The 20806-nt window shown below is 44.7% G+C and carries 18 protein-coding genes and 1 tRNA gene; 10 read left to right on the forward strand and 9 right to left on the reverse strand.

Going from position 1 to position 20806, the window contains the following annotated elements:
- Positions 1 to 2 precede the first annotated feature (2 nt).
- The 4 genes from ABXT70_RS10375 (at position 3) to ABXT70_RS10390 (ending at position 3041) form a co-directional block, all read left to right on the forward strand.
- Positions 3 to 806, forward strand: a complete 804-nt coding sequence (locus tag ABXT70_RS10375; protein ID WP_443640418.1) for a transporter substrate-binding domain-containing protein — start codon at positions 3 to 5, stop codon at positions 804 to 806.
- A 93-nt stretch (positions 807 to 899) separates the two neighbouring features.
- Positions 900 to 1595, forward strand: coding sequence for an ABC transporter permease (locus ABXT70_RS10380; RefSeq protein WP_443640419.1), 696 nt, complete (start codon positions 900 to 902; stop codon positions 1593 to 1595).
- Positions 1592 to 2287, forward strand: a complete 696-nt coding sequence (locus ABXT70_RS10385) for an ABC transporter permease (protein ID WP_443640420.1) — start codon at positions 1592 to 1594, stop codon at positions 2285 to 2287. Before ABXT70_RS10380 ends, ABXT70_RS10385 begins: the two co-directional genes overlap by 4 nt.
- Position 2288: 1 nt before the next feature.
- Positions 2289 to 3041, forward strand: a complete 753-nt coding sequence (locus tag ABXT70_RS10390; RefSeq protein WP_443640421.1) for an amino acid ABC transporter ATP-binding protein — start codon at positions 2289 to 2291, stop codon at positions 3039 to 3041.
- 40 nt (positions 3042 to 3081) lie between these two features.
- On the opposite strand, the gene ABXT70_RS10395 is transcribed toward ABXT70_RS10390, so the two are convergent.
- On the reverse strand, positions 3082 to 4047 hold the full coding sequence (locus tag ABXT70_RS10395; RefSeq protein WP_443640422.1) for an ornithine cyclodeaminase family protein: 966 nt from the start codon (positions 4045 to 4047) through the stop codon (positions 3082 to 3084).
- A 218-nt stretch (positions 4048 to 4265) separates the two neighbouring features.
- On the opposite strand from ABXT70_RS10395, the gene ABXT70_RS10400 reads away from it, so the two are divergent.
- The 3 genes from ABXT70_RS10400 to ABXT70_RS10410 are packed head-to-tail and all read left to right on the forward strand — an operon-like array spanning position 4266 to position 9291.
- A complete protein-coding gene (locus ABXT70_RS10400) occupies positions 4266 to 5039 on the forward strand; it encodes an inositol monophosphatase family protein (RefSeq protein WP_443640423.1) in 774 nt (257 codons plus the stop codon).
- A gap of 60 nt (positions 5040 to 5099) precedes the next feature.
- Positions 5100 to 6260, forward strand: coding sequence for a pyridoxal phosphate-dependent aminotransferase (locus ABXT70_RS10405; RefSeq protein ID WP_443640424.1), 1161 nt, complete (start codon positions 5100 to 5102; stop codon positions 6258 to 6260).
- Positions 6253 to 9291, forward strand: coding sequence for an aminotransferase class III-fold pyridoxal phosphate-dependent enzyme (locus ABXT70_RS10410; RefSeq protein WP_443640425.1), 3039 nt, complete (start codon positions 6253 to 6255; stop codon positions 9289 to 9291). The genes ABXT70_RS10405 and ABXT70_RS10410 overlap by 8 nt, the downstream gene beginning before the upstream one ends.
- Here ABXT70_RS10410 and ABXT70_RS10415 read toward each other — a convergent pair.
- Positions 9268 to 10224, reverse strand: a complete 957-nt coding sequence (locus tag ABXT70_RS10415; RefSeq protein WP_443640426.1) for a phosphotransferase — start codon at positions 10222 to 10224, stop codon at positions 9268 to 9270. The two genes, ABXT70_RS10410 and ABXT70_RS10415, sit on opposite strands and share 24 nt — an antisense overlap.
- Before the next feature lie 404 nt (positions 10225 to 10628).
- Positions 10629 to 10705 (reverse strand) — tRNA-Arg (locus ABXT70_RS10420).
- 260 nt (positions 10706 to 10965) lie between these two features.
- Between ABXT70_RS10420 and leuS the strand changes: the two genes are divergently transcribed.
- Genes leuS through holA form a run of 3 tightly spaced genes read left to right on the forward strand, consistent with a single transcriptional unit; the run spans position 10966 to position 15148 of the window.
- Positions 10966 to 13557: a leucine--tRNA ligase gene (gene leuS, locus ABXT70_RS10425; protein ID WP_443640427.1), complete on the forward strand. Its 2592-nt coding sequence runs from the start codon at positions 10966 to 10968 to the stop codon at positions 13555 to 13557.
- Between the two features lie 44 nt (positions 13558 to 13601).
- Positions 13602 to 14138, forward strand: coding sequence for a hypothetical protein (locus ABXT70_RS10430; protein ID WP_443640428.1), 537 nt, complete (start codon positions 13602 to 13604; stop codon positions 14136 to 14138).
- Between the two features lie 5 nt (positions 14139 to 14143).
- Positions 14144 to 15148, forward strand: coding sequence for a DNA polymerase III subunit delta (gene holA / locus ABXT70_RS10435; RefSeq protein WP_443640429.1), 1005 nt, complete (start codon positions 14144 to 14146; stop codon positions 15146 to 15148).
- A 3-nt stretch (positions 15149 to 15151) separates the two neighbouring features.
- Here holA and ABXT70_RS10440 read toward each other — a convergent pair whose 3' ends face one another.
- The 6 genes from ABXT70_RS10440 to ABXT70_RS10465 all read right to left on the reverse strand — a co-directional run bounded on the left by ABXT70_RS10440 (position 15152) and on the right by ABXT70_RS10465 (position 20777).
- Positions 15152 to 16399 (reverse strand): NAD(P)/FAD-dependent oxidoreductase, encoded by a 1248-nt coding sequence (locus tag ABXT70_RS10440; protein WP_443640430.1) that lies wholly within the window; start codon positions 16397 to 16399, stop codon positions 15152 to 15154.
- A 2-nt stretch (positions 16400 to 16401) separates the two neighbouring features.
- Positions 16402 to 17565, reverse strand: a complete 1164-nt coding sequence (locus ABXT70_RS10445) for a saccharopine dehydrogenase family protein (RefSeq protein WP_443640431.1) — start codon at positions 17563 to 17565, stop codon at positions 16402 to 16404.
- A gap of 69 nt (positions 17566 to 17634) precedes the next feature.
- Positions 17635 to 18591, reverse strand: coding sequence for a lipoyl synthase (lipA, locus tag ABXT70_RS10450; RefSeq protein ID WP_443640432.1), 957 nt, complete (start codon positions 18589 to 18591; stop codon positions 17635 to 17637).
- A gap of 26 nt (positions 18592 to 18617) precedes the next feature.
- Positions 18618 to 19292 carry a lipoyl(octanoyl) transferase LipB gene (lipB, locus tag ABXT70_RS10455; RefSeq protein ID WP_443640433.1) on the reverse strand — a complete coding sequence of 225 codons (675 nt, stop codon included), beginning with the start codon at positions 19290 to 19292 and terminating at the stop codon, positions 18618 to 18620.
- Positions 19282 to 19560 carry a YbeD family protein gene (locus ABXT70_RS10460; protein ID WP_443640434.1) on the reverse strand — a complete coding sequence of 93 codons (279 nt, stop codon included), beginning with the start codon at positions 19558 to 19560 and terminating at the stop codon, positions 19282 to 19284. Before ABXT70_RS10460 ends, lipB begins: the two co-directional genes overlap by 11 nt.
- A complete protein-coding gene (locus tag ABXT70_RS10465) occupies positions 19557 to 20777 on the reverse strand; it encodes a D-alanyl-D-alanine carboxypeptidase family protein (protein WP_443640435.1) in 1221 nt (406 codons plus the stop codon). Before ABXT70_RS10465 ends, ABXT70_RS10460 begins: the two co-directional genes overlap by 4 nt.
- Between the last annotated feature and the right edge of the window lie 29 nt (positions 20778 to 20806).

The raw sequence follows: 20806 nt of genomic DNA on the forward strand, positions 1-20806 counted from the left end.
GTATGAAGTCTAAATTAATCAAACTAATGGCCCTAGGTGCTATTGCTGTTTTCAGTGCCACTGCCTCTGCGGAAACACTTCGTGTGGGTATGGAATGCACGTACGCGCCATTCAACTATAAAACTGCCGATGGTGAATTAGCAGGGTATGATGTCGATGTTGCTAAGGGTGTTGGAAAAATAATTGGTGCTGACTTGGAGTATATTTGTCAGGACTGGGACGGAATGATTCCAGCGCTTTTGGCCAATAAGTTTGACCTTGTTATTGCATCTATGTCAATTACTGAGAAGCGTCTGAAAAAAATTGACTTTTCGGGTCCCTATCGATTTTCGACAGGCCAGATTGTCGGAGCGAAAAAAACCAAGGTCAATCTATTTGATGATGCAGGAAACCCGATTGCAGCAAACTTTAAAGGTTTAAAGGTTGGTCTTGAACGTGCAACTACTTATTCAAGCTGGTTTGAAGAAGAGTTACCCGGCGCAGATGTTGTCTTATATGATGGTTCTGAACCACTTTATCTTGATTTGATGAATGGACGTGTTGATCTCATTATGACTAATCCAATGAAAGCGCATCTTAAATTCCTATCTAAAACTGAGGGTACAAAATACGAGTTTAAAGGCCCAGTAGTTGATGAAGAAAAGTACTTTGGAATTGGTGTTGGTATTGGACTTCGTCAAGGACAAGAAGCCCTCAAAGGGCGATTGAATGTCGCATTGAAAGAACTCATCAATTCAGGTGAGCTTGAAACCTACGCCAAGAAAATATTTCCTTTCAAACTTCATAAGGACGAGTGGGGTCAGTAAGCATTCGGTTAAGTCTGGGCGACAAAGCATGTTTTGTCGCCCTTTTCTTTAGTACCAATGTAATGCTCAGTTACCGTCTGGCGGGAAAATGATTTGGAAGTATTAAACGGTTGGTGGGATGACTACTTCTGGGGCGCAATTATCGTTGCGGAAGTTTTCATCGCATCTCTATTCTTAATGATTCTATTTGGGCTTATTGGTGCCGGTGCTAAACTTTCGGGAAACCGTCTTGCTCAAAAAACTGCCAGTGCCTATACGGTTATTTTTAGAGGAACCCCAGAGATTCTGGTCATACTTTTACTGTATTACGGCTCAGCGATTACTTTAACGGCTATTGCGCAGATATTTAATCCAGAAATTCGATTTGTTGACGTTCCACCTTTTTGGGCTGGGACAATAGCTATCTCACTTATTGTCGGTTCTTATGCGACCGAAACATTCCGCGGTGCCTTCCTTGGTGTTAATCCTGGTAGCATAGAAGCTGCTCGAGCACTGGGTATGTCAACCCTTCAGACTTTTATCTACATTCGGATTCCTGAAATGTGGCGCATCGCGCTGCCGCCATTTGGCAATCACATGTTGTCCCTAACCAAGGATACAGCCCTCATTTCTATTATTGGCCTGAACGAAACTCTGTTTGTGGCAAAACAGGCCATCACCGTTACCGGCAAACCATTTACTATGTATATAGTGGTTGGCGTTATTTACCTGGGTTTTTCAACGATTATTACGTTATCGGTTATGGGGATTGAGAAATTTGGTAATCGCACTACAGTAGGCACAAGATGAGCTTCGACTTCAATTTAATTCTGCAAAGTTTGCCACAGATGTTGGCAGGCCTAGGGATTACATTACAACTTTTGCTGGTGTCTGGTTTTCTGGGCCTGTTACTCGCTATCCTACTCCTGCTAATGAGAATCAGCGGCAAACTTTATCTGGATTTGATAGCACAGATTTATATTTATATTTTTCGCGGTACGCCAATCCTAGTACAGATATTTATTATCTACTATGGCCTGCCACAGTTTGAAGCAATTCGGGAAAGTATGTTCTGGCATATTTTGCGCGAGCCAACAGGTTGTGCCATTCTTGCGCTGACTCTAAATACTGGAGCCTATGTATCTGAAATTCTGCGCGGGGGTGTGTTAAGTGTAGATAAGGGATTACTTGAAGCTGGCTCCGCTTTAGGTATGTCGGCGCGGCAAAAGTTTATTTACATTACAACGCCATTAGCCACACGATTATCTTTGCCAGCGTACAGTAATGATGTTATCAGTTTACTCAAGTCTACAGCGCTGGCGAGCACCATCACCATCACTGACATGACTGGAATTGCACGAACTATCGTTGCTGATACCTATGCACCTTACGAAGTTTTTATATCACTGGCAATGGTGTACATCATCTTTACTTTCGGGTTACAAAAACTCTTTGGTGTAATTGAAAGATATCTAAGTCGTCACACCGTGCGAGAGGAATAACATGAACGATAACAAAACCCAACCCTTGATAGAAATGATCAAAGTGAATAAGTTTTTTGGTTCCTTTCAGGCATTAAAAAACATTGACCTTGAGGTGTATAAAGGTGAACGCATCGTTATTTGTGGCCCTTCTGGCTCAGGGAAGTCCACTTTAATTAGGTGCATTAACCGTCTTGAAAAGCATAATGATGGTCGAATCAATATTGATGGCATTGAGCTAACCGATAAGGTTGAGAATATTGACGCTGTTCGAAGAGAAGTTGGTATGGTGTTTCAGAATTTCAATCTTTTCCCTCATATGACTATCGCTAAGAACCTGATGATTGCCCAGCAACTGGTTCGAAAAACGCCTAAGGCCGAAGCCAGGCAGATTGCAATGCAATATCTGGAGAGAGTCAAAATTCCTGAGCAGGCAGATAAATATCCGATTCAACTATCCGGTGGTCAGCAGCAACGGGTGGCTATTGCGCGCGCACTGTGCATGAATCCAGAAATAATACTGTTCGATGAGCCTACGTCAGCACTTGACCCTGAAATGATTAACGAGGTGCTTGATGTCATGGTCGATCTGGCTAAAGATGGTATGACTATGGTCTGTGTTACCCATGAAATGGGTTTTGCGCGTTCTGTCGCAGATAGGGTTATCTTTATGGATGAGGGCGAGATTGTTGAGCAGGCCACTCCCCAAGCATTCTTTGACAACCCAACCAATGACCGAACCAAGGCGTTTCTTAACCAAATCCTTAGCCACTGATCAGGTAACTGCATAAGAGTTGTCTTACCGACCCATAAACCTATTCAGAAACAGCTGAAAGTGCAGCGCTGACCACTTTAGCAATTTGCACATCCTGCACAGCAACGCCAGTTAAATCTGCCACTGTAACTTGATCCTCTGAAGTTCTAACTCGATTACCACTCTTAATGGCGTGGCCAAGTTCAATAACCTTACCCAATTTAAGATCACTTGTTAACAAAGCTTTATAGACTTCACCACGTTCTTGGCACTGGGTCAGGCTGTCGGCCACAACAATATCAGCCATGTGAAGAATTTTTGTATCTAGTTCCTGCTTTTCAGCAGTATCGGAACCTATTGCAGTAATATGTGTCCCCTTTTTTATTTGACTGGCATCAATCAGTGGCATGGATGAAGGCGTGGTCATTAAAATTAAGTTGCTGGCCTCAGTTACATCGGCTGATTCCATTGTAGTCTGTACTTCGTATCCATCAGCCTCCATGTCATTCTTGTATGCTTCAAGGCTGGATTCAGAGCGCCCCCAAACAATCAGGCGCTTACAGTTAGTCACGGATTGCAGAATCTGTACTTGCATTCTGGCCATTGTTCCAGTGCCGAAAACACCTATTGTGGAAACTTCTTTAGGCGCCATATATTTGGCAACAATCTCTCCCGCAACTGCAGTTCTTATGTTAGTGAGAAAACCTTCATCCAGCAGGATAGTTTCAAGAACACCCGTTTTCTGAGAGAAAACCAGCATTAGGCCTGAACTTGAAGGTAAGTTTATTTTTACATTTTGATAAAACCCAGATGCAATTTTGATGACATAATATTCGTCTCCCTTAATATACCCATACTTTATATGTGTATCACCCGGTGGGTCCTCGAATATCAACTCACCAACTGGCGGTACAATTACCTGGCCATTCGAATACGCTATAAAGCCTTGTTCAATTTCAGTTGAAAAATCCATTGTCTCAACTATATTTTTTATTTGTTCAAGCGTATAAATTTTTGTCATCTGCATCTCATGCTTCAGCAATATAATGTTACAGTTTTTATTGGAAAGCCTGTATAGCGGCTCTTCGAACTGAGTTTAAATCATGTGTTCAAAATTAACGACCTTTTGATTGCTTTTAATCGCATATCTTGACACTTTTACTCGTCATATTTTCAGGGTACAGTGGCCTTTATAAAAACTATGAATTCAAAATCACTATTAAATTTTTCCCCAGAGATTAATACATGAATGCTACCCAGTTTGTTAGTCACGCAACCCGTCTCGCTGATATTTCGCGCGATATAATTCGCGAAGAAATTTATCGTCCTCGAGAGGTCACAGTGAAATCAGATGCTACACCAGTCACTCCTATCGACCAAAAGGTTGAGCGAGCACTGCGTGAAGCAATAACAGAAATGTTTCCTGAACATGGTATCGTCGGAGAGGAATATGACAACATTGACTCAGATTCAGACTACGTTTGGGTATTGGACCCGATTGACGGCACTATGGCCTTTATTGCTGGTCTTCCAACATTCGCGACTTTGATCGCACTCACTTGGCGAGGTTCACCGATACTCGGAGTGATGGACAGTCCTATAACACAGGAACGATGGATCGGTGTAGATGGGGTTAGTACAACCTTAAATGGGGCAGTAATTCAGTCCCGCCCATGTCATTCATTGGACACAGCCTTTGCACACACAAGTTCACCTCTCTACTTTGTTTCCGAGAGCGATATTGCAGCTTACAAAAGAATAACGAAGGCTGTGCAATTTTTGATCTTTGGTGGCGGCTGTCATGCGTTTGGACGCGTAGCTCACGGTTATATTGATATCGCATTTGAAACCGCTCACGACATTCATGATTACCTTGCGTTGGTACCTATCATTAACAACGCTGGTGGCAGCATGTCAGATTGGCAAGGCAATCCCCTAACACTATCATCAGGACCACGATTCCTTGCTTGTGGTGACCAAGCCATGCATAGCCAGGCTCTCAAAATATTGAATGGCTAAAGATTACACAAGATCATCACCAAGCTTAATTTAATAAAACCCAATTGAGTATAAAGACTAATGATATATAAAGAACCATGGTCCAAAAAGCACAAAAGAGTTACAGGAGGGTTGCCCTACAATTTGTCTAACTCTTTTTCAGAACCACTCTCGAATGAAGAGTTGATAAAGTATTCTTTGGCAAGAGGCGATGATGATTTAGTTGACGAGTACTATAATCATGCACTTAGCTATACCCCCAACGGAGGCAGCCTTGACTTGCGTGAGGAAGTGGCTAGGTTCTATGGACCTCAAATAGGGGCAGACAACATATTAATTTTTGCTGGCGGGCAAGTCGCATTGCAGACAGCAGCGTGTGCCCTTCTTGATAGCGACAGCCATAGTATTGTTTTCACACCTGGCTATCAATCAGTCCAGCAAGCGCCGATACATGCGCTCAGCAAAATAACAAAAATCAAGCTTCACGCAAAGAACCAATGGCAAATTGATCCTGCTGAAGTTGAATCAGCGATCGAGAAAAACACCCGGTATATAGTATTTAATGAACCTTACAACCCTGCTGGCACCGTAATGAAGTCTGACATTCAACTACAGTTGGTAGCCATCGCCCGCAAGCACAATATCACTATTTTATGTGATGAAGCCTACCGTCTATTAGAACATAATAAAAAAGACCAACTGACTGCAATGGCAGATGTTTATGAAAATGGAATCAGTGCGTGTACCATTTCTAAGCCATGGGGAGGATGTGGTATCACTATTGGCTGGCTCGCATTACAAGACTTGAAGCTAAAACAAAAGCTCGTCGATGTTCAATATTTTGGAACAGCCTGTGCGAGTAGAGCGAGTGAGATTCAAGCTATTATGACCTTAAGGGCTAGTGATATTATTCTCAAAAAAAACCTGCACATCATTCAAGAAAATCTTCAGCTGCTTGACCAATTTATGGATCAATATGGCGATTTATTTGAATGGGTTAGACCTACAGCAAGTGCAGTGGGGTTTGTAAGATTTAAAGGACCACTCTCATCTGACGAACTTGGTGAACTATTAGCCGAGGATGGTATATCTGTAAAGCCAACGTATGCATTTACGGACGATGCCAATGAGTATAACGATTATTTCCGAATTGGCTTTGGCGAGAAAGTGATGCCAACAAGCTTACAGGCGCTTGCCCGTTTTGTCGAAAAGAACAAAGGTACCTGGTGCTTAAATGAATGAACATTGGGAGAATTGTCTGCTTCAGTCTTGGGGAATCAAGACCCAGCTGACCAAACTGGCTGGCGAATTTGACCTCAATTTCAAGGCTGAGACTGCCGATGGTTGCCGTTTTTTACTGAAAGTAATGAGAGTAGGGTGCGATGTGGGACTGGTGGAGATGCAGTGCCAAGCATTACAGCATATTCACGCCAGTTCGCAACTGGTTAATGTCCCTTCAGTCGTCCCATCAACAGCAGAGCGAAATTTTGAGACGCTGGTAGATGAAGCTGGTAAGGTCCGGCTGGTATGGGTTCTGTCTTTCCTTGAAGGTGTCGACTACGCCGGTTTCACTCCAAAGTCTCCTTATTTAATCAGTCAACTCGGCACCTCAATCGCCAATTTACATCTGGCACTGGAAGGCTTTCAACACAAGTCGCTGCAGCGAGATTTTAAATGGAATCTTACGCAGGCGGCGTGGATTAACGATAGCCTGACGTTTATTACCGATCCTCAAAGAAGGGAGCTACTGAGATCGGTGATGATGGATTATCAGGACCAGCTTGATATTATTCGGGCTCTGCCATTATTTGCCACCCATAATGATATTAATGACTACAACCTACTGGTTAGTGCCAGCCTGAAGGAAGAACCTAAGATTTCTGGCATTGTAGATTTTGGTGATATGTGTTCATCCCCAAGGATTTGTGATCTTGCTATCGCAGGCGCCTATATCGTGCTCGATCACACTCAGCCTGAGCAAGCATTGAGTTCTCTTGTCGCTGCTTACCATGCAGTGCTGCCTTTGGATGGTGACAAAATTGATCTGATCTACCCTTTACTACGCAGTCGATTGGCGGTGAGTGTAGTCAATTCAACAATTGAAGCCCTCGACAAACCAGACGATCCCTACGTGATTATTTCACAAGGTCCTGCGTGGCGGTTTCTTGAAAGTTCTTCAATTGTTCATTCTATAGTCACAGCGAGGTTACGGGTTGCCTGTGACTTGCCGGTAACAAAATCTGCTGCGAGGGTGGGACGCTATTTGTCGCAGGAAGTGCGTGGGAACTGTGCTGCTATCATTGGCATGGCACTGGATAAAGCACCCTGCCATTCTCTGTCGGTAGAAGGATGCAGTGTGCCGCAAAATCCGTTTGAGCTTACGTCTTTGGAAGCATTAACTTTAGGAGATGCTACTGCGGCTGCATCCGACATCTCGCTGGGATATTACAACGAACCCAGATTAATCTATACCAATAACGCTTTTCGGCTTAACCCGTGGAAAGCGAGCAATCGTCGTACTGTCCACCTTGGTGTTGATGTTTTCGCACCAACGGGCACCAAAATTTGTGCCCCGTTGGACGGCGTGATAAAGGTCATAGAAAACCGACTGGAGCCCCTTGACTATGGTGGCATGGTTATAATCAAGCATATGACGCCCCATGGAGACCGCTTTTACAGTCTGTATGGACACCTTGATCCTGCTGTCTGTCAGAGCCTTCATCAAGGTCAAAAACTTAAGGCTGGTGAGGTGTTTGCTGTGCTCGGAACACCCCAACAGAACGGTGGCTGGGCGCCTCACTTACATCTTCAACTGGCAATGGGTATTGAAGGCTTAGGAGCAGACTGGCCTGGGGTTGCGGATCCGGATGAGCGCGATTTCTGGAACGCATTGTGTCCCAACCCAGCTGCGTTGTTGAATTTACCTGATGAGAAAATTGGTTACGTTTCATTGAACGAATCTGTGATCCTGCAACAACGACAGAATGATTTTGGCGCAAATCTGAAATTGAGCTATTCCAAGCCAGTCATGCTGCTGCGTGGATGGAGACATTACTTGTTTGATCAATGGGGCCGGCCTTATTTAGATGCTTATAACAACGTGCCACATATTGGTCACGCAAATCCCCGTTTGCAAGCAAGAATTAGTGAGCAATTAAAACGCCTGAATACCAATACCCGTTACCTGCATCCTGCGCAATCTGCACTCGCCCGCAAGTTGACTTCAAAAATGCCTGAACAGCTTTCTGTTTGCTTTTTTGTCAATTCTGGCTCAGAGGCTAACGAGTTGGCGCTACGTTTGGCGCGAGCGGTTACAGGTGGTAAGCATATGGTGACACTTGACCACGGTTATCATGGCAATACCACCGGGGCAATTGATATCTCAGCTTACAAGTTCAACGCCCCTGGTGGTGTTGGCAAGCCTGACTGGGTTTGGTTAATGGATATACCTGATGTTTATGGGGGCAAGTTCCGTCAACCTGAGACTGACTGCGCACATCTATATTCGCAACAGGTAGATGATGCCATTAATGGAATAACTCAGGTCGGTGGGAAATTAGCTGGGTTTATCGCGGAAACCTTTCCCAGTGTTGGGGGTCAGGTTATTCCACCAAAAGGTTATCTGCAAAGCGTTTATCGTAAAATTCGTGCTGCCGGTGGACTCTGTATAGCCGACGAAGTACAAACTGGTTTGGGTCGTCTAGGAGAGTATTATTTTGCCTTCCAGCAGCAAGAAGTCCTGCCTGACATCGTTGTTCTTGGTAAGCCTATAGGTAACGGCCATCCAATCGGGGTGGTGGTTACAACCAGAGCAATTGCAGACAGCTTTGCTGAAGGCCCTGAGTTCTTTTCTACGTTTGGCGGTTCTACCTTGTCTTGTGTCGTGGCCAAGGAGGTGCTCGATATTGTAGATGACGAAGCTTTGCAGGCTAATGCACTTCTGGTTGGTAAGCAGGCGCTTGAAGGTTTAACAATGTTGAAAGAAAAACATGAAGTTATCGGTGATGTCCGAGGCATGGGACTCTTTATCGGTGTCGATTTTGTCACCCATCAGTCGCACCGAAAACCTGCAACAGACGTTGCCACCTATGTGGTCAATCGCCTGCGAGATTATAGAATTTTTGCCGGTTTGGAAGGTCCCAATAATAACGTGTTGAAAATTAGGCCACCACTGACAATCGAAGCAGATGATGTTGTAATATTACTCGAAACGCTTGATTTGATTCTTTCTGAAACAGCAATTACAAGGTTAACCCAGAATATTAATACCTAATGATTGCTGGAATTTCGCATGTGGAATACGCATTACGTCGTCAGCTAAGTTCTTCATAGTTAGATAATGGTCTTTCATTGTTGTATCGACATTCACATAATTGAAATTTTGGTGCCTCCAGAAAGCGATTGCAGCCGCGCCGTAGGCAGTAAATGCTTGTAATGCGTTCACTTCGCTGTTTTGTAACTTGATATTCTTTTGATACCCTTTTAATAAGTATTTGGCTTTCTCCAGAGAAAGAGCGCCCTCACTGCGGCAGGTACCAATAATCATCATGCCAATATCAAATATGCGGTAATAATAACTAACTTCTTCAAAATCCATGATTGTGGCAGTTTTCCCATCTTTACTTACAATAATATTGTCACAAAAAATATCACTATGTATCAGAGACTTGGGTAGATTCGAACTCATAAATTTTCCGATATATACTTCTGTCTCCTTTAGCCACACATAAAAACAAGATTCGGCAGCATAGACTTTTACTTCATCAAAACGTTCGATGCCGTAACTGACTGTCTGTGGCAGATAGCCAGGCGCAGGTAGTGTATGTAACTTCGCTAATTCTGCCCCTAAGTCAGTTAACAAGTCTGCAGATAAATCGTCTGAAATAGCACCATGAAGGAATTCTTTTATCATGACGGGTTTGTTATTCCACGAGGTAATGGCCTGGCCATCTTTCGTTATTACAATTTTTGAGCTGGCAAAATTGTTTGCATCTAAATAGTCGAGAAACGCAGCTAATTCTTTACTTTTTTCAAACGATTTGTTCTCGACGATGGTCATAACATAATCTTGAATTGGTGTTTTTATCAAATAGTTGGTGTTTTCTGAGCCACCGCTTAATAGTTGATATGAATCTATGTTTTTAATGCCATAAGGAAATAAAATATCGCTGATGGTTGTACTAGTTAAGTTTGTATTATGACTCATTGTTTTGTCCTAAATCCCAATTTGTTTCCAATGGTGCAACATCTGCTGTTTTCAGCTTGTGTTGGCTATAGTTCTACAGTTGGGATTGGTGGGGTTGTGTATACCGTTTCGTTAATGTGGAAAGAGCTGTTAGATGCCCAGTATTTATTCCTTCTTAGCAGAGGACTAGGTGTACTTTCTAAAGCTAACCTATTTATTATAGTATCGTGTGCACTCCGTCAAGCCTATATCTGGCTTTTGTCCTGATTTCATTGCACGGTTCTTTGCGCAGCCCTAAAGTAAACAACAACAAGAGCACTAAAATTTAAGCAAAAAAAAGACCCACTTTTCAGTAAGCCTTTATTAAGCGTGGCTTTAAAGCCTCATTTGAAACACATTTGAAACAATGCATCAATACTATAGACTGGCGCGCCCGAGAGGATTCGAACCTCTGACCGCTCGGTTCGTAGCCGAGTACTCTATCCAGCTGAGCTACGGGCGCGCTATACCTTTTTCCAGCGTATGCCGTATAAGGGAGGCGAATTATAACGACAGTAAATTAGGAATTCAACTGTTATTGATTGATTATTAGAGGTTTATTTGATAATCCAAAGCCTCAGGTCACTTTTACTTAGCTATTAAGCTCCCTAACTTATCGATCAATTTTATCGATCAAGCTACCTGTTACTGCTGCTCTAGTGGTATTATGTGCGTCGATTTCATTTCCTAGCCATATTGGCTTTACCACTATTTACGGCACCCATGAACGAACAATATAACGCGCGCGACATAGAACCAGAAATCCAAGCTTTTTGGGAAACTAACAATAGCTTTGAGGTGCAGGACAATCCTAACCAAGAGAAGTATTACTGCCTCTCTATGTTCCCCTACCCTAGCGGTCGTTTACACATGGGCCACGTGCGCAACTACACCATTGGTGACGTGATTTCTCGCTTTCAGCGCATGAAAGGTAAAAACGTATTACAACCGATGGGCTGGGATGCCTTTGGTTTACCTGCTGAAAACGCAGCCATGAAAAACAACGTAGCACCGGCCAAGTGGACCCATGAAAACATCGCTTATATGCGCGAACAACTCAAACGTATGGGTTTTGGTTACGATTGGAGCCGTGAACTGGCCACCTGCGAACCTTCCTATTACCGCTGGGAACAATGGTTCTTTACCAAATTGCTAGACAAGGGTTTGGTTTATAAAAAGAATGCCGTGGTTAACTGGGATCCAGTAGACCAAACTGTACTAGCTAACGAACAAGTGATTGATGGCCGTGGCTGGCGTTCTGGCGCATTAGTGGAGCGCAAAGAAATCCCTCAATGGTTCCTTAAAATTACTGATTACGCCGATCAACTGTTAGACGATTTAGACCAGCTAGACGATTGGCCAGAACAAGTTCGTACCATGCAGCGCAACTGGATTGGTCGCTCTCAGGGCGTAGAACTCAGTTTTGAGGTGGCTAATTATGGCGCTTTAGAAGTATTTACCACTCGCCCAGATACCCTAATGGGCGTTACCTACTTGGCCGTAGCGCCGCAACATCCCCTTGCCTTTAAGGCCGCCACAACTAATCCAGCTATGGCTGAGTTTATCGACAGCTGCAAGAACATGAAGGTGGCTGAAGCCGACATGGCCACCATGGAAAAGTTAGGCTTAGACACCGGCTTTACTGCAACTCACCCAATTACGGGTAAGTCTGTACCGGTTTGGACCGCCAACTTTGTGCTGATGGATTATGGGTCTGGTGCGGTAATGTCTGTACCAGGGCATGACCAACGTGACTGGGAATTTGCGACTAAGTATGGCCTTGATATCCAACAAGTGATTCGACCTACCGATAATAGCGCTGAAGTGAATGTGGCTATGGCGGCTTACACTGCAAAAGGCCTGCTGGTTAATTCTGGTGTGTTTGACGAGATGGATTTCCAATTAGCCTTCGACGCTATTGCGGCAGAACTTGATCGGAGTGGTAAAGGTAAAGTCACCACCAACTATCGCTTACGCGACTGGGGTGTTTCCCGCCAACGCTATTGGGGCGCACCCATTCCTGTGATCAATTGCGAGACTTGTGGTGCAGTAGCTGTGCCAGAAGATCAGCTACCCGTAGTGTTGCCAACGGACGTTGAATTTGACGGTAGTGGCTCTCCACTTAAGAAAATGGCATCGTTTATCAATACCAGCTGCCCCAAGTGTGGCGCTGCAGCAGAACGCGAAACTGATACCTTCGACACCTTTATGGAGTCTTCATGGTATTACGCTCGTTTCACCAGTGCTAACCATAATGACAGTATGTTAGCGCCACAATCTGCCAACTATTGGGCTCCTGTGGATCATTATGTGGGAGGCATTGAACACGCTATTTTGCACCTATTGTATTCGCGTTTCTTTCACAAATTAATGCGCGACATGGGCCTTGTTTCCTCTGACGAACCCTTTAAGAAATTACTTTGCCAAGGCATGGTGTTGGCTCATACCTACTACCAGCTAAACGAAAAAGGCGGTCAGGACTGGATCTCACCATTAGACATTGATCCAATCACCGATGACAAAGGCCGCATTACCGGAGCAGTGAAAAAATCCGATGGCTCGGCAGTTTTATATGATGGTATGGGCAAGATGTCGAAGTCTAAAAACAACGGTATTGACCCACAAACCATGATTGATCAGTATGGTGCAGACGCTGTGCGTTTATTTACCATGTTTGCCGCGCCTCCAGAACAATCTCTTGAGTGGTCTGATGCCGGCCTTGAAGGTTCCCAGCGGTTTATCAAACGTTTTTGGAAACAAGTACACCAACATTTAGCTGCACCTGCTGCGCCTGCCTTAAAGGCAAGTCTACTTAACCAAAAGCAACAAGACATGCGCCGTAAAACCCATGAAACAATTCTTAAGGTTAGCGACGATATTGAGCGCCGTGCTACCTTTAACACAGCAATTGCGGCGATCATGGAATTGAGCAACACTACTTCTAAGTTTGACGACATGAGCGACCAAGGCCGTGCCGTAAGAGCAGAAAGCTTAAGCACTGCAGTGTTATTGATGTCGCCCTTTACCCCACACTTATGTCACACTTTATGGCAAGCGTTTTCTGGCACAGACACTATTTTACAAACACCCTGGCCAGAAGTGGATCAAAGTGCCCTTGTGAAGTCGAACATTGATATGATGATACAAGTCAATGGCAAGCTCCGCAGCAAGATTAGCATTGATGCTAATATGGACCGAGATACCATTCAACAACTCGCTTTAGCTGACAAAAAAGTACAGAGCTTTATGGCTGATATGACGGTACGTAAAATTATTGTGGTACCTAATAAGCTGGTTAATATTGTTGTTAGTTAACACCGAGCAACACGGCCTAAGCTGGCCTAAATAGGAAGCAAAAAATGATCGACACAACCTCAAAATTAGGCCTATTAGGCAGGCTCAGTATATTATGCTTGAGCCTTGTTATGGCTAGCTGCGGCTTTCATTTGCAAGGCCAAAGCCAAAAGTCTTTTCCAGCCCAACTAAATCTCTATGTAGATGACCCTTTATTAGCCTCTGTGGTTATGAGCGACCTGGTTCAACATCAAGTTTCTTTAGATGTCTTAGAGTCTGTAGTGGACGCTGATGCCACAGCACCCACACTGCAACTAACACGCACACTAAAACACAAAGCCGAACTCATTTTAGATAGTGATGGTGATGCCTTAATCTGGCGCTACACTTTAAGCAGCCAGTACCTGTTTCTCCCAAAGGATGTAGAATTAGAGGCAAAAACAAACCTCACTGCACAGGCTTCACTGCCTATTTCTGTGAGCACCGACGTTGATTTAAGCGGCACTAACGCCACCATTAACGAACGTATTGAAGCCGATAGTTGGGCCATACTGTACCAACAACTTGGTAGTCGTATCACCCGTCAGCTTAGTTTCGAATAACGCCCATGCGCATCAAACCAGACCAGCTGCAAAAGCACTTAACTAAAGGCTTAGCCGGCAGTTATATGGTGCATGGTGATGAACCTTTATTACAGCAAGAAATATGTGATGCCATACGCAACAAAGCCCGCCAAGAAGGTTTTGTAGAACGTGATTTATTCCACGTAGAAGGGCGCTTTGATTGGCAGCAAATCACTGCTTCAGATCAAGCTATGTCGCTTTTTTCTAGCCGTAAAATAATTGAAATTAGAATGCCCAGTGGTAAACCCGGTAAGGAAGGTGCCACTGCCTTAAGCCAACTTATGGCCCAGCCTAACCCCGACAACTTGGTGTTAATTAGCAGCGGCAAAATTGATTCAAAAAGCCAAAGTGCTAAATGGTTTAAAGCCCTTGACACAGTTGGGGTGTGTATTGCAATTTTTCCGTTAGAATCCCAACACATGGGTCGCTGGATTAATAATAGAGCCCAATCACTAGCGCTAAAAATCACCCCAGAGGCTTGCCAATTACTGATTCAAAGAACTGAAGGCAACCTACTTGCCACCTCTCAGGAACTGGAGAAGTTCACCCTTAATGGTGCCGATTTTGAAATCACTGCAGAACATATTGATGCTGATGTAGGAGGCTTTGCACGCTATAGTAACTATCAACTGGTGGATACCGCCCTTACGGGCCAAGCTAGCCACAGCCTCACTATGCTCTATGGCTTAAAGGAAGAAGGCACCAATGCTATGGAAATTCTGTGGGTACTGAGTCGAGAAATTAGGCTGCTAATCAATGTCATTAATCACCCTCAAGGGGTTGAGGCGGGACTTAAGCAGGAGCGGGTATGGGAAAAACGCAAAGACTATCTTCGCACTGCAGCACAACAACATAATAGCCGCAGTGCGCAAGATATGTTGCGCCAATGCGAAGCCATTGATCAGTGTGTAAAAGGCGTGAGTAAAGCCAATGCCTGGGACTTACTGGGCGGCTTAATCATGCAACTCGCTGGTAAACCTATCCACTAACTATCAACAAAAGCGACCAATACTATAGGCCGTTAAATCTGTAGCTTTTTCTGGTTCTAGCAGTACTTCCGCTAACATTTGCCCACTGGACGCCGCCTGAGTCATGCCTAAATGGGCATGACCAAACGCATAAGCCAATCCCTGCCACTTTACTGAAGGCCCTAATACGGGCAACGAGTCTGGCGTAGATGGCCGATGCCCCATCCACTGTTGACCATTTTCAGTGTTCAACTCAGGTAAGTAGCGTTTGGCTAAACCTAATAAATTATCACTGCGTTTGTAGTTGGGCGCAGCTGCTAAGCCAGCAAATTCCGAGGCCCCACCTACCCGTACACCAACAGACAAAGGAGATACCGCAAACATTTCTTCGGCAAACAAAAGTTCATGACTTAGTGCTATATTCGGGTAAGGCAAGGTGGTGTTATAGCCCCGTTCAGATTCCAGCAAACAGGGTTCGCCTGCTTGTTTAGCTAATTGCTTAGACCAAGCGCCAGCAGCGACTACAGTTATGTCTGCCAAATACTCTCCCGTAGGCGTTGTAACTCCCACAATTCGCTTATCTTGCATTACTAAGGCATCTACATTAGCCGCAACCAAAGCCACACCCTGGTTTACTAGCCACTCCCTCAAGCTGCCAACAAGGGCCTTTGGATCATCAATAATGCGCCATTGGGGCTGCAATACACCAAACGTCTTTGCCTTCCCTATAGCAGGCTCCATGGCCCGTAATTCGCTCTCACCCAAAAGCTCATAATCTTGCCCATACTGCTTGCGAATATCCCACTCCTGAGCACTTAATTTAAAACTTTTGTAATCATCGTAGACTCTAATACACCCCTTATCACGCACTTTATCTGCATAGCCGATGGTTTGTAACATGGGGTCATAATCTGCACTTACTCTGCCATTAATGGCCTGCAGGGCTTTAGCAATGTGCGCTACGTTTTTTTTACGGCTATGGCCAAGATATGCCAGTAACCAAGGCATAAGTTGCGGAATGTGCGCTGGTCGTATGGACAAGGGGCCCATTGGGTTGAGTAGCCATTTAGGAATAGACCAAATTTGGCCGGGCAAACTGTGGGGTACACATTCACTGATAGCTAATGCACCGGCATTGCCATAGGAGGTTTTATCTCCCACTGGATCGCGGTCGACAATAGTGACTTTAACCCCTCTAAGGTGGAGGGCATAAGCACAGCTCAGGCCCACCATTCCAGCCCCTACAACAACAGCATTTTGAGGTTGTTGCACGGTTAATCTAGTTGATTAAGGTGTTTAATGGGTTCATGGTAATCGTTTAAATACCCCAACCAATCTGACACTAATGCAATATCATTGGGTGCTGCACTAACACCCGCACCGATACGCTCTTCTAAAACGGCTTCAACCGCCAAACTAACAGTGGTTGATACTAAGCGCGCCATGGCACTGCCTTTGTCATTACCGAAGGCATCTATGGAATAGCTTTCGCGCCAGATACACTGATTAGTATCTGGATTTTTAGCCAAAAGCTCTACATACAGCACTACGCGGTCTTGCTCACCCTCTTTAAAAGCATGCTGCTGCCAAAGCTCATCAGACTTAGCAGCAAGGTCAGCATCCCCATCAGCACCTTCAGCAGATTCCACTAAACTGAAAATATCTTGCCACGCATGTGCCCAGCCTTGTAGCCGCAACGAACCGCGAATAAATGTGTCCACAGGCCACTGAGGGTCAAACTGGTATTGGGACATAAAAGGCAATGAGTCGCGATTAGGAATGGCTTCAAAGGTTGCACTGTAGTCCTTAGACAGCGGCATAGTGTAATCACGCACGGCAAGCCAAGGCTTGCTATTGGTTTTAACTTCACCGTCTTCCCGCCATTTTGCAGTAGATCGTAGAGCAGTAAGAACACCTAAAGGAGACCAAGAAAACTTGTACTTAAAATCATTCTCTTCAGCGGGTAAACCACCACAAAAAGACCTAAACTCCAGGCGATTACTTTCTGTATAAGCCGCAGATCCACGGTATTCATTTAATAATGCATAGGCCAAAAGATGGTCAATACCAGGGTCTAAACCTACCTCATTTACCAAACATAAACCTTTTGCTTTGGCTTGTTGGTTCAAGGCTTCCATGGCCGGGGTTAAATAGCTGCTAGACACAAAATGAGCATTACTATCTAAGGCTAACTGGGCAGCCTGCAGGTGAAATGACCCAGGCAACATAGACACTAGAATATCGCCGTTGCTTACATTGTTGGCTAGTTGTTGCCAGTCTAAGGTGCGCGCCTGACATTGACCTTCTAAATTATGGATAACGGCTTCGGCTTTGCTCAGTGTGCGGTTCCACAACCATAATTCTGCACCATTACCGATGAGTCGTTTGATACCTGGCGCGCTAGAAAGTCCAGCACCTAACCAATGAATGATCGCCATAATTTGCCCTTATATTATTTTATTATTTGTTGTATTACGCGGTATAAAATAGAGTTTTATCGTTAGCGCTCAACTTATCACTTCGCCTTTGGCTTGTAAATCTGCATGGTAAGAAGACCTAACTAAGGGCCCACTGGCTACATGTTTAAAGCCCATTGCCCTCGCTGCGGCACCTAGTTCATCAAATTCTGCCGGCGGTACAAAACGATCCACTGGCAAGTGGCTTAAACTAGGTTGCAAGTATTGTCCAAGGGTGAGCATATCTACATCGTGGTCTCGTAAATCTTGCAACACTTGTAATACTTCTTCGTTGGTCTCACCCAAACCCAACATTAAGCCTGATTTAGTTAACACATCAGGACACCGCTGTTTGTATTTCTGCAGCAAATCCAAAGACCATTGATAGTCAGAGCCTGGACGGATTTTTTTGTACAAGCGGGGAATAGATTCTAAGTTATGATTAAACACATGAGGAGGCGTTGCCGCTAGAATATCTAAGGCAATGTCCATACGCCCACGAAAATCTGGCACTAGCACTTCAACCTGAGTCCCTGGTGTACGCTCATTAATAGCGCCAATACAATCAGCAAAATGCTGCGCACCACCATCTCTTAAATCGTCACGATCAACCGAGGTCACCACAACGTACTTAAGCGCCATATCAGCTACAGCTGTGGCTAATTCTCGAGGTTCGTCTACGGACAAAGGATTCGGCCGGCCATGGGCCACATCACAAAATGGGCACCTACGTGTGCATATTTCGCCCATTATCATAAAGGTAGCAGTACCATTACTAAAACATTCCCCTAAATTTGGGCAATTAGCCTCTTCACATACGGAAGCCAGCTTATGCTCTCTAAGTTTAGACTTAATACGGTTGATCGCAGGCGAACTCATCACCTTAATACGCAACCAATCCGGTTTGCGAGGCATTTTCTCAGTGGGAATCACTTTAATTGGGATACGGGCTACCTTATCGGCACCACGAAGTTTAACGCCTGCTTCAGCTTTGTATGATGTCGCCATGATAACTTATCGCTCGTCGGTTATATTCAATGATGTTCAACCCAAGCTTGTTGAGTTTTATTAACGTGTTGGTACTGCAATTGTTTTACTAAATGTTGGCACATATTAAGGGCCACTTTATCGAACTCAATGGGGTTGGTGAAATCGATCATTTGCACCATATCTAAACCGGGGTAGCCGCATGGGTTAATGCGTTCAAAAGGGCTAAGATCCATGTCTACGTTCAGGGCTAGGCCATGAAAACTGCACCCTTTACGGACCCGCAGGCCCAAAGAGGCTATTTTACTGCCTTGCACGAACACACCCGGGGCTTTAGTGTCTGCATTGGCGGCGATACCATAGTTGCGTAAGCAGTCGATGAGGGCTTTCTCCATATGCGCAACCAGCACCCTAACACCTATACTTAAGCGTTTTAAATCTAGCATTAGATACATCATCAACTGCCCCGGACCATGGTATGTCACTTGACCACCGCGATCCGATTGCACTAAAGGAATAGTGCCTTGGTCCAGCATATGTTCTGCTTTACCAGCCTGGCCCTGGGTGAATACGGGGAGGTGTTGCAACACCCATATTTCATCCAAGGTAGTTGCATCTCGCTGGTTGGTAAAATCTTGCATCGCTTGCCAGCTTAGTTCGTAGGCTTGGGGGCCTAACAGTCTTATTAACACGCCTTCATTCGCGACTGAGCTAGAGGACAAGTTTGACCTTTCCACTGGCCATTAGTGTTTGGTGTATCTGTTGCAAGTGGTCTGCACTTTGGGCGGTTACCGCAACACGTATGGACTGAAACGTGCCATTGCGGCTATCAACCACCTGTACTTTTTTGGGGTCTAGATCTGGTGCTAACTGCTGCACACACTGAACAACCCATGCGTGATAATCGGCCGTTTTACGACCGACAATTTTCATACTATAGTTAGCACAGGGGAATTCAATTTTAGGGGCTTCAGGCTTAACTTTCATCATTCCCCACTTGTTATCCGCCTCAGAGTGTCTGCAATGCCTTTGAAAAAGCCACCTTCAAGCATGCCTTTACGGGCCATTAGATCTCGCTCAAGAATGACGTCTGTATCTAGGGTAATTACCAGCTTACCTAATACATCACCCGCAGACAATGGTGCTTCAATACCTTTATTAATTTCCATGGTGGCTTTAATGTACTTGGCCTGGCCACGGGGAATAGTTACGGCTACATCACGTTCAAGTAACAATTCTATATAATCTTTTGCACCACCCCAAATTCGCGCTTTGGCAAGGACTTCTTGGGCATCGTAAAGAACATGTGTTTCAAAAAACCGCATGCCGTAGGTGATGAGTTTTTGAGATTCTTGAGCTCGAGCTTCGGTGCCTGAAGCACCTAAAATAACTGAGATTAATCGCTGGCCATCCTTTTTAGCTGATGCCACTAAACAGTACCCTGCATCTGAGGTATAACCAGTCTTCATGCCATCCACTGTGCTATCACGCCACAACAACTTATTACGGTTTGGTTGTCTAATTTTATTAAAGGTAAATTCTTTTTCGGCATACACCAAGTAATTCTCTGGATGGTCAAGAATAATAGCCCGTGCCAAAATAGCTAGATCTCTTGCTGTAGTTAAATGACCTTCTGCTGGCCAGCCTGTGGAGTTACTGAAATGAGTTTTAGTCATACCCATACGAGTTGCGTGTTGATTCATTAAGTCTGCAAAAGCTTCTTCAGTACCGGCTAAATGTTCTGCAACTGCCACACTCGCGTCGTTGCCAGATTGGATAATAATGCCACGCATTAAGTCTTCCAACTTAACAAATTTACCTTCTTGGATAAACATGCGCGAGCCTTTTGTACGCCATGCCTTTTCACTAATGCGCACCTGATCGTCTAAGGAAACGTTACCAGCAGCCACCTCATAGGCCAGCATATAGGCTGTCATCATCTTGGTTAAGCTAGCAGGGGGTAACATTTCATCAGCGTTCATTTCAGCGATGACCTTGCCAGTTACCGCATCAATCAATATATATGCTCTAGCCCCAAGTTGGGGTGGTTGAGGCACTAATGCTTGAGCAGCTTGTGCTGGAATAACGAGGCTAACAGTCAGGAACATAGTTGCGGCCGTGACTAGCGCCGCAGCCCTAAGCCCATGCTGTATTGCTTGTCTAACTTTACAGAATAGTAATTTAGCCGAAGCCACAAAATTTGCCATACTCAAACTACCTTAATGTGTTGGCTCAA

This window comes from Candidatus Njordibacter sp. Uisw_039 (genome assembly GCF_047730075.1).
GTDB lineage: Bacteria > Pseudomonadota > Gammaproteobacteria > Pseudomonadales > Balneatricaceae > Njordibacter.

Bases quoted from the DNA above. Each gene is read 5' to 3' on its own strand.
- ABXT70_RS10375 (WP_443640418.1), top strand. From the start codon at position 3: ATGAAGTCTAAATTAATCAAACTAATGGCCCTAGGTGCTATTGCTGTT.
- ABXT70_RS10385 (WP_443640420.1), top strand. From the start codon at position 1,592: ATGAGCTTCGACTTCAATTTAATTCTGCAAAGTTTGCCACAGATGTTG.
- ABXT70_RS10390 (WP_443640421.1), top strand. From the start codon at position 2,289: ATGAACGATAACAAAACCCAACCCTTGATAGAAATGATCAAAGTGAAT.
- ABXT70_RS10395 (WP_443640422.1), bottom strand. From the start codon at position 4,047: ATGCAGATGACAAAAATTTATACGCTTGAACAAATAAAAAATATAGTT.
- ABXT70_RS10400 (WP_443640423.1), top strand. From the start codon at position 4,266: ATGAATGCTACCCAGTTTGTTAGTCACGCAACCCGTCTCGCTGATATT.
- ABXT70_RS10405 (WP_443640424.1), top strand. From the start codon at position 5,100: ATGATATATAAAGAACCATGGTCCAAAAAGCACAAAAGAGTTACAGGA.
- ABXT70_RS10410 (WP_443640425.1), top strand. From the start codon at position 6,253: ATGAATGAACATTGGGAGAATTGTCTGCTTCAGTCTTGGGGAATCAAG.
- ABXT70_RS10415 (WP_443640426.1), bottom strand. From the start codon at position 10,224: ATGAGTCATAATACAAACTTAACTAGTACAACCATCAGCGATATTTTA.
- leuS (WP_443640427.1), top strand. From the start codon at position 10,966: ATGAACGAACAATATAACGCGCGCGACATAGAACCAGAAATCCAAGCT.
- ABXT70_RS10430 (WP_443640428.1), top strand. From the start codon at position 13,602: ATGATCGACACAACCTCAAAATTAGGCCTATTAGGCAGGCTCAGTATA.
- holA (WP_443640429.1), top strand. From the start codon at position 14,144: ATGCGCATCAAACCAGACCAGCTGCAAAAGCACTTAACTAAAGGCTTA.
- ABXT70_RS10445 (WP_443640431.1), bottom strand. From the start codon at position 17,565: ATGGCGATCATTCATTGGTTAGGTGCTGGACTTTCTAGCGCGCCAGGT.
- lipA (WP_443640432.1), bottom strand. From the start codon at position 18,591: ATGGCGACATCATACAAAGCTGAAGCAGGCGTTAAACTTCGTGGTGCC.
- ABXT70_RS10460 (WP_443640434.1), bottom strand. From the start codon at position 19,560: ATGATGAAAGTTAAGCCTGAAGCCCCTAAAATTGAATTCCCCTGTGCT.
- ABXT70_RS10465 (WP_443640435.1), bottom strand. From the start codon at position 20,777: ATGGCAAATTTTGTGGCTTCGGCTAAATTACTATTCTGTAAAGTTAGA.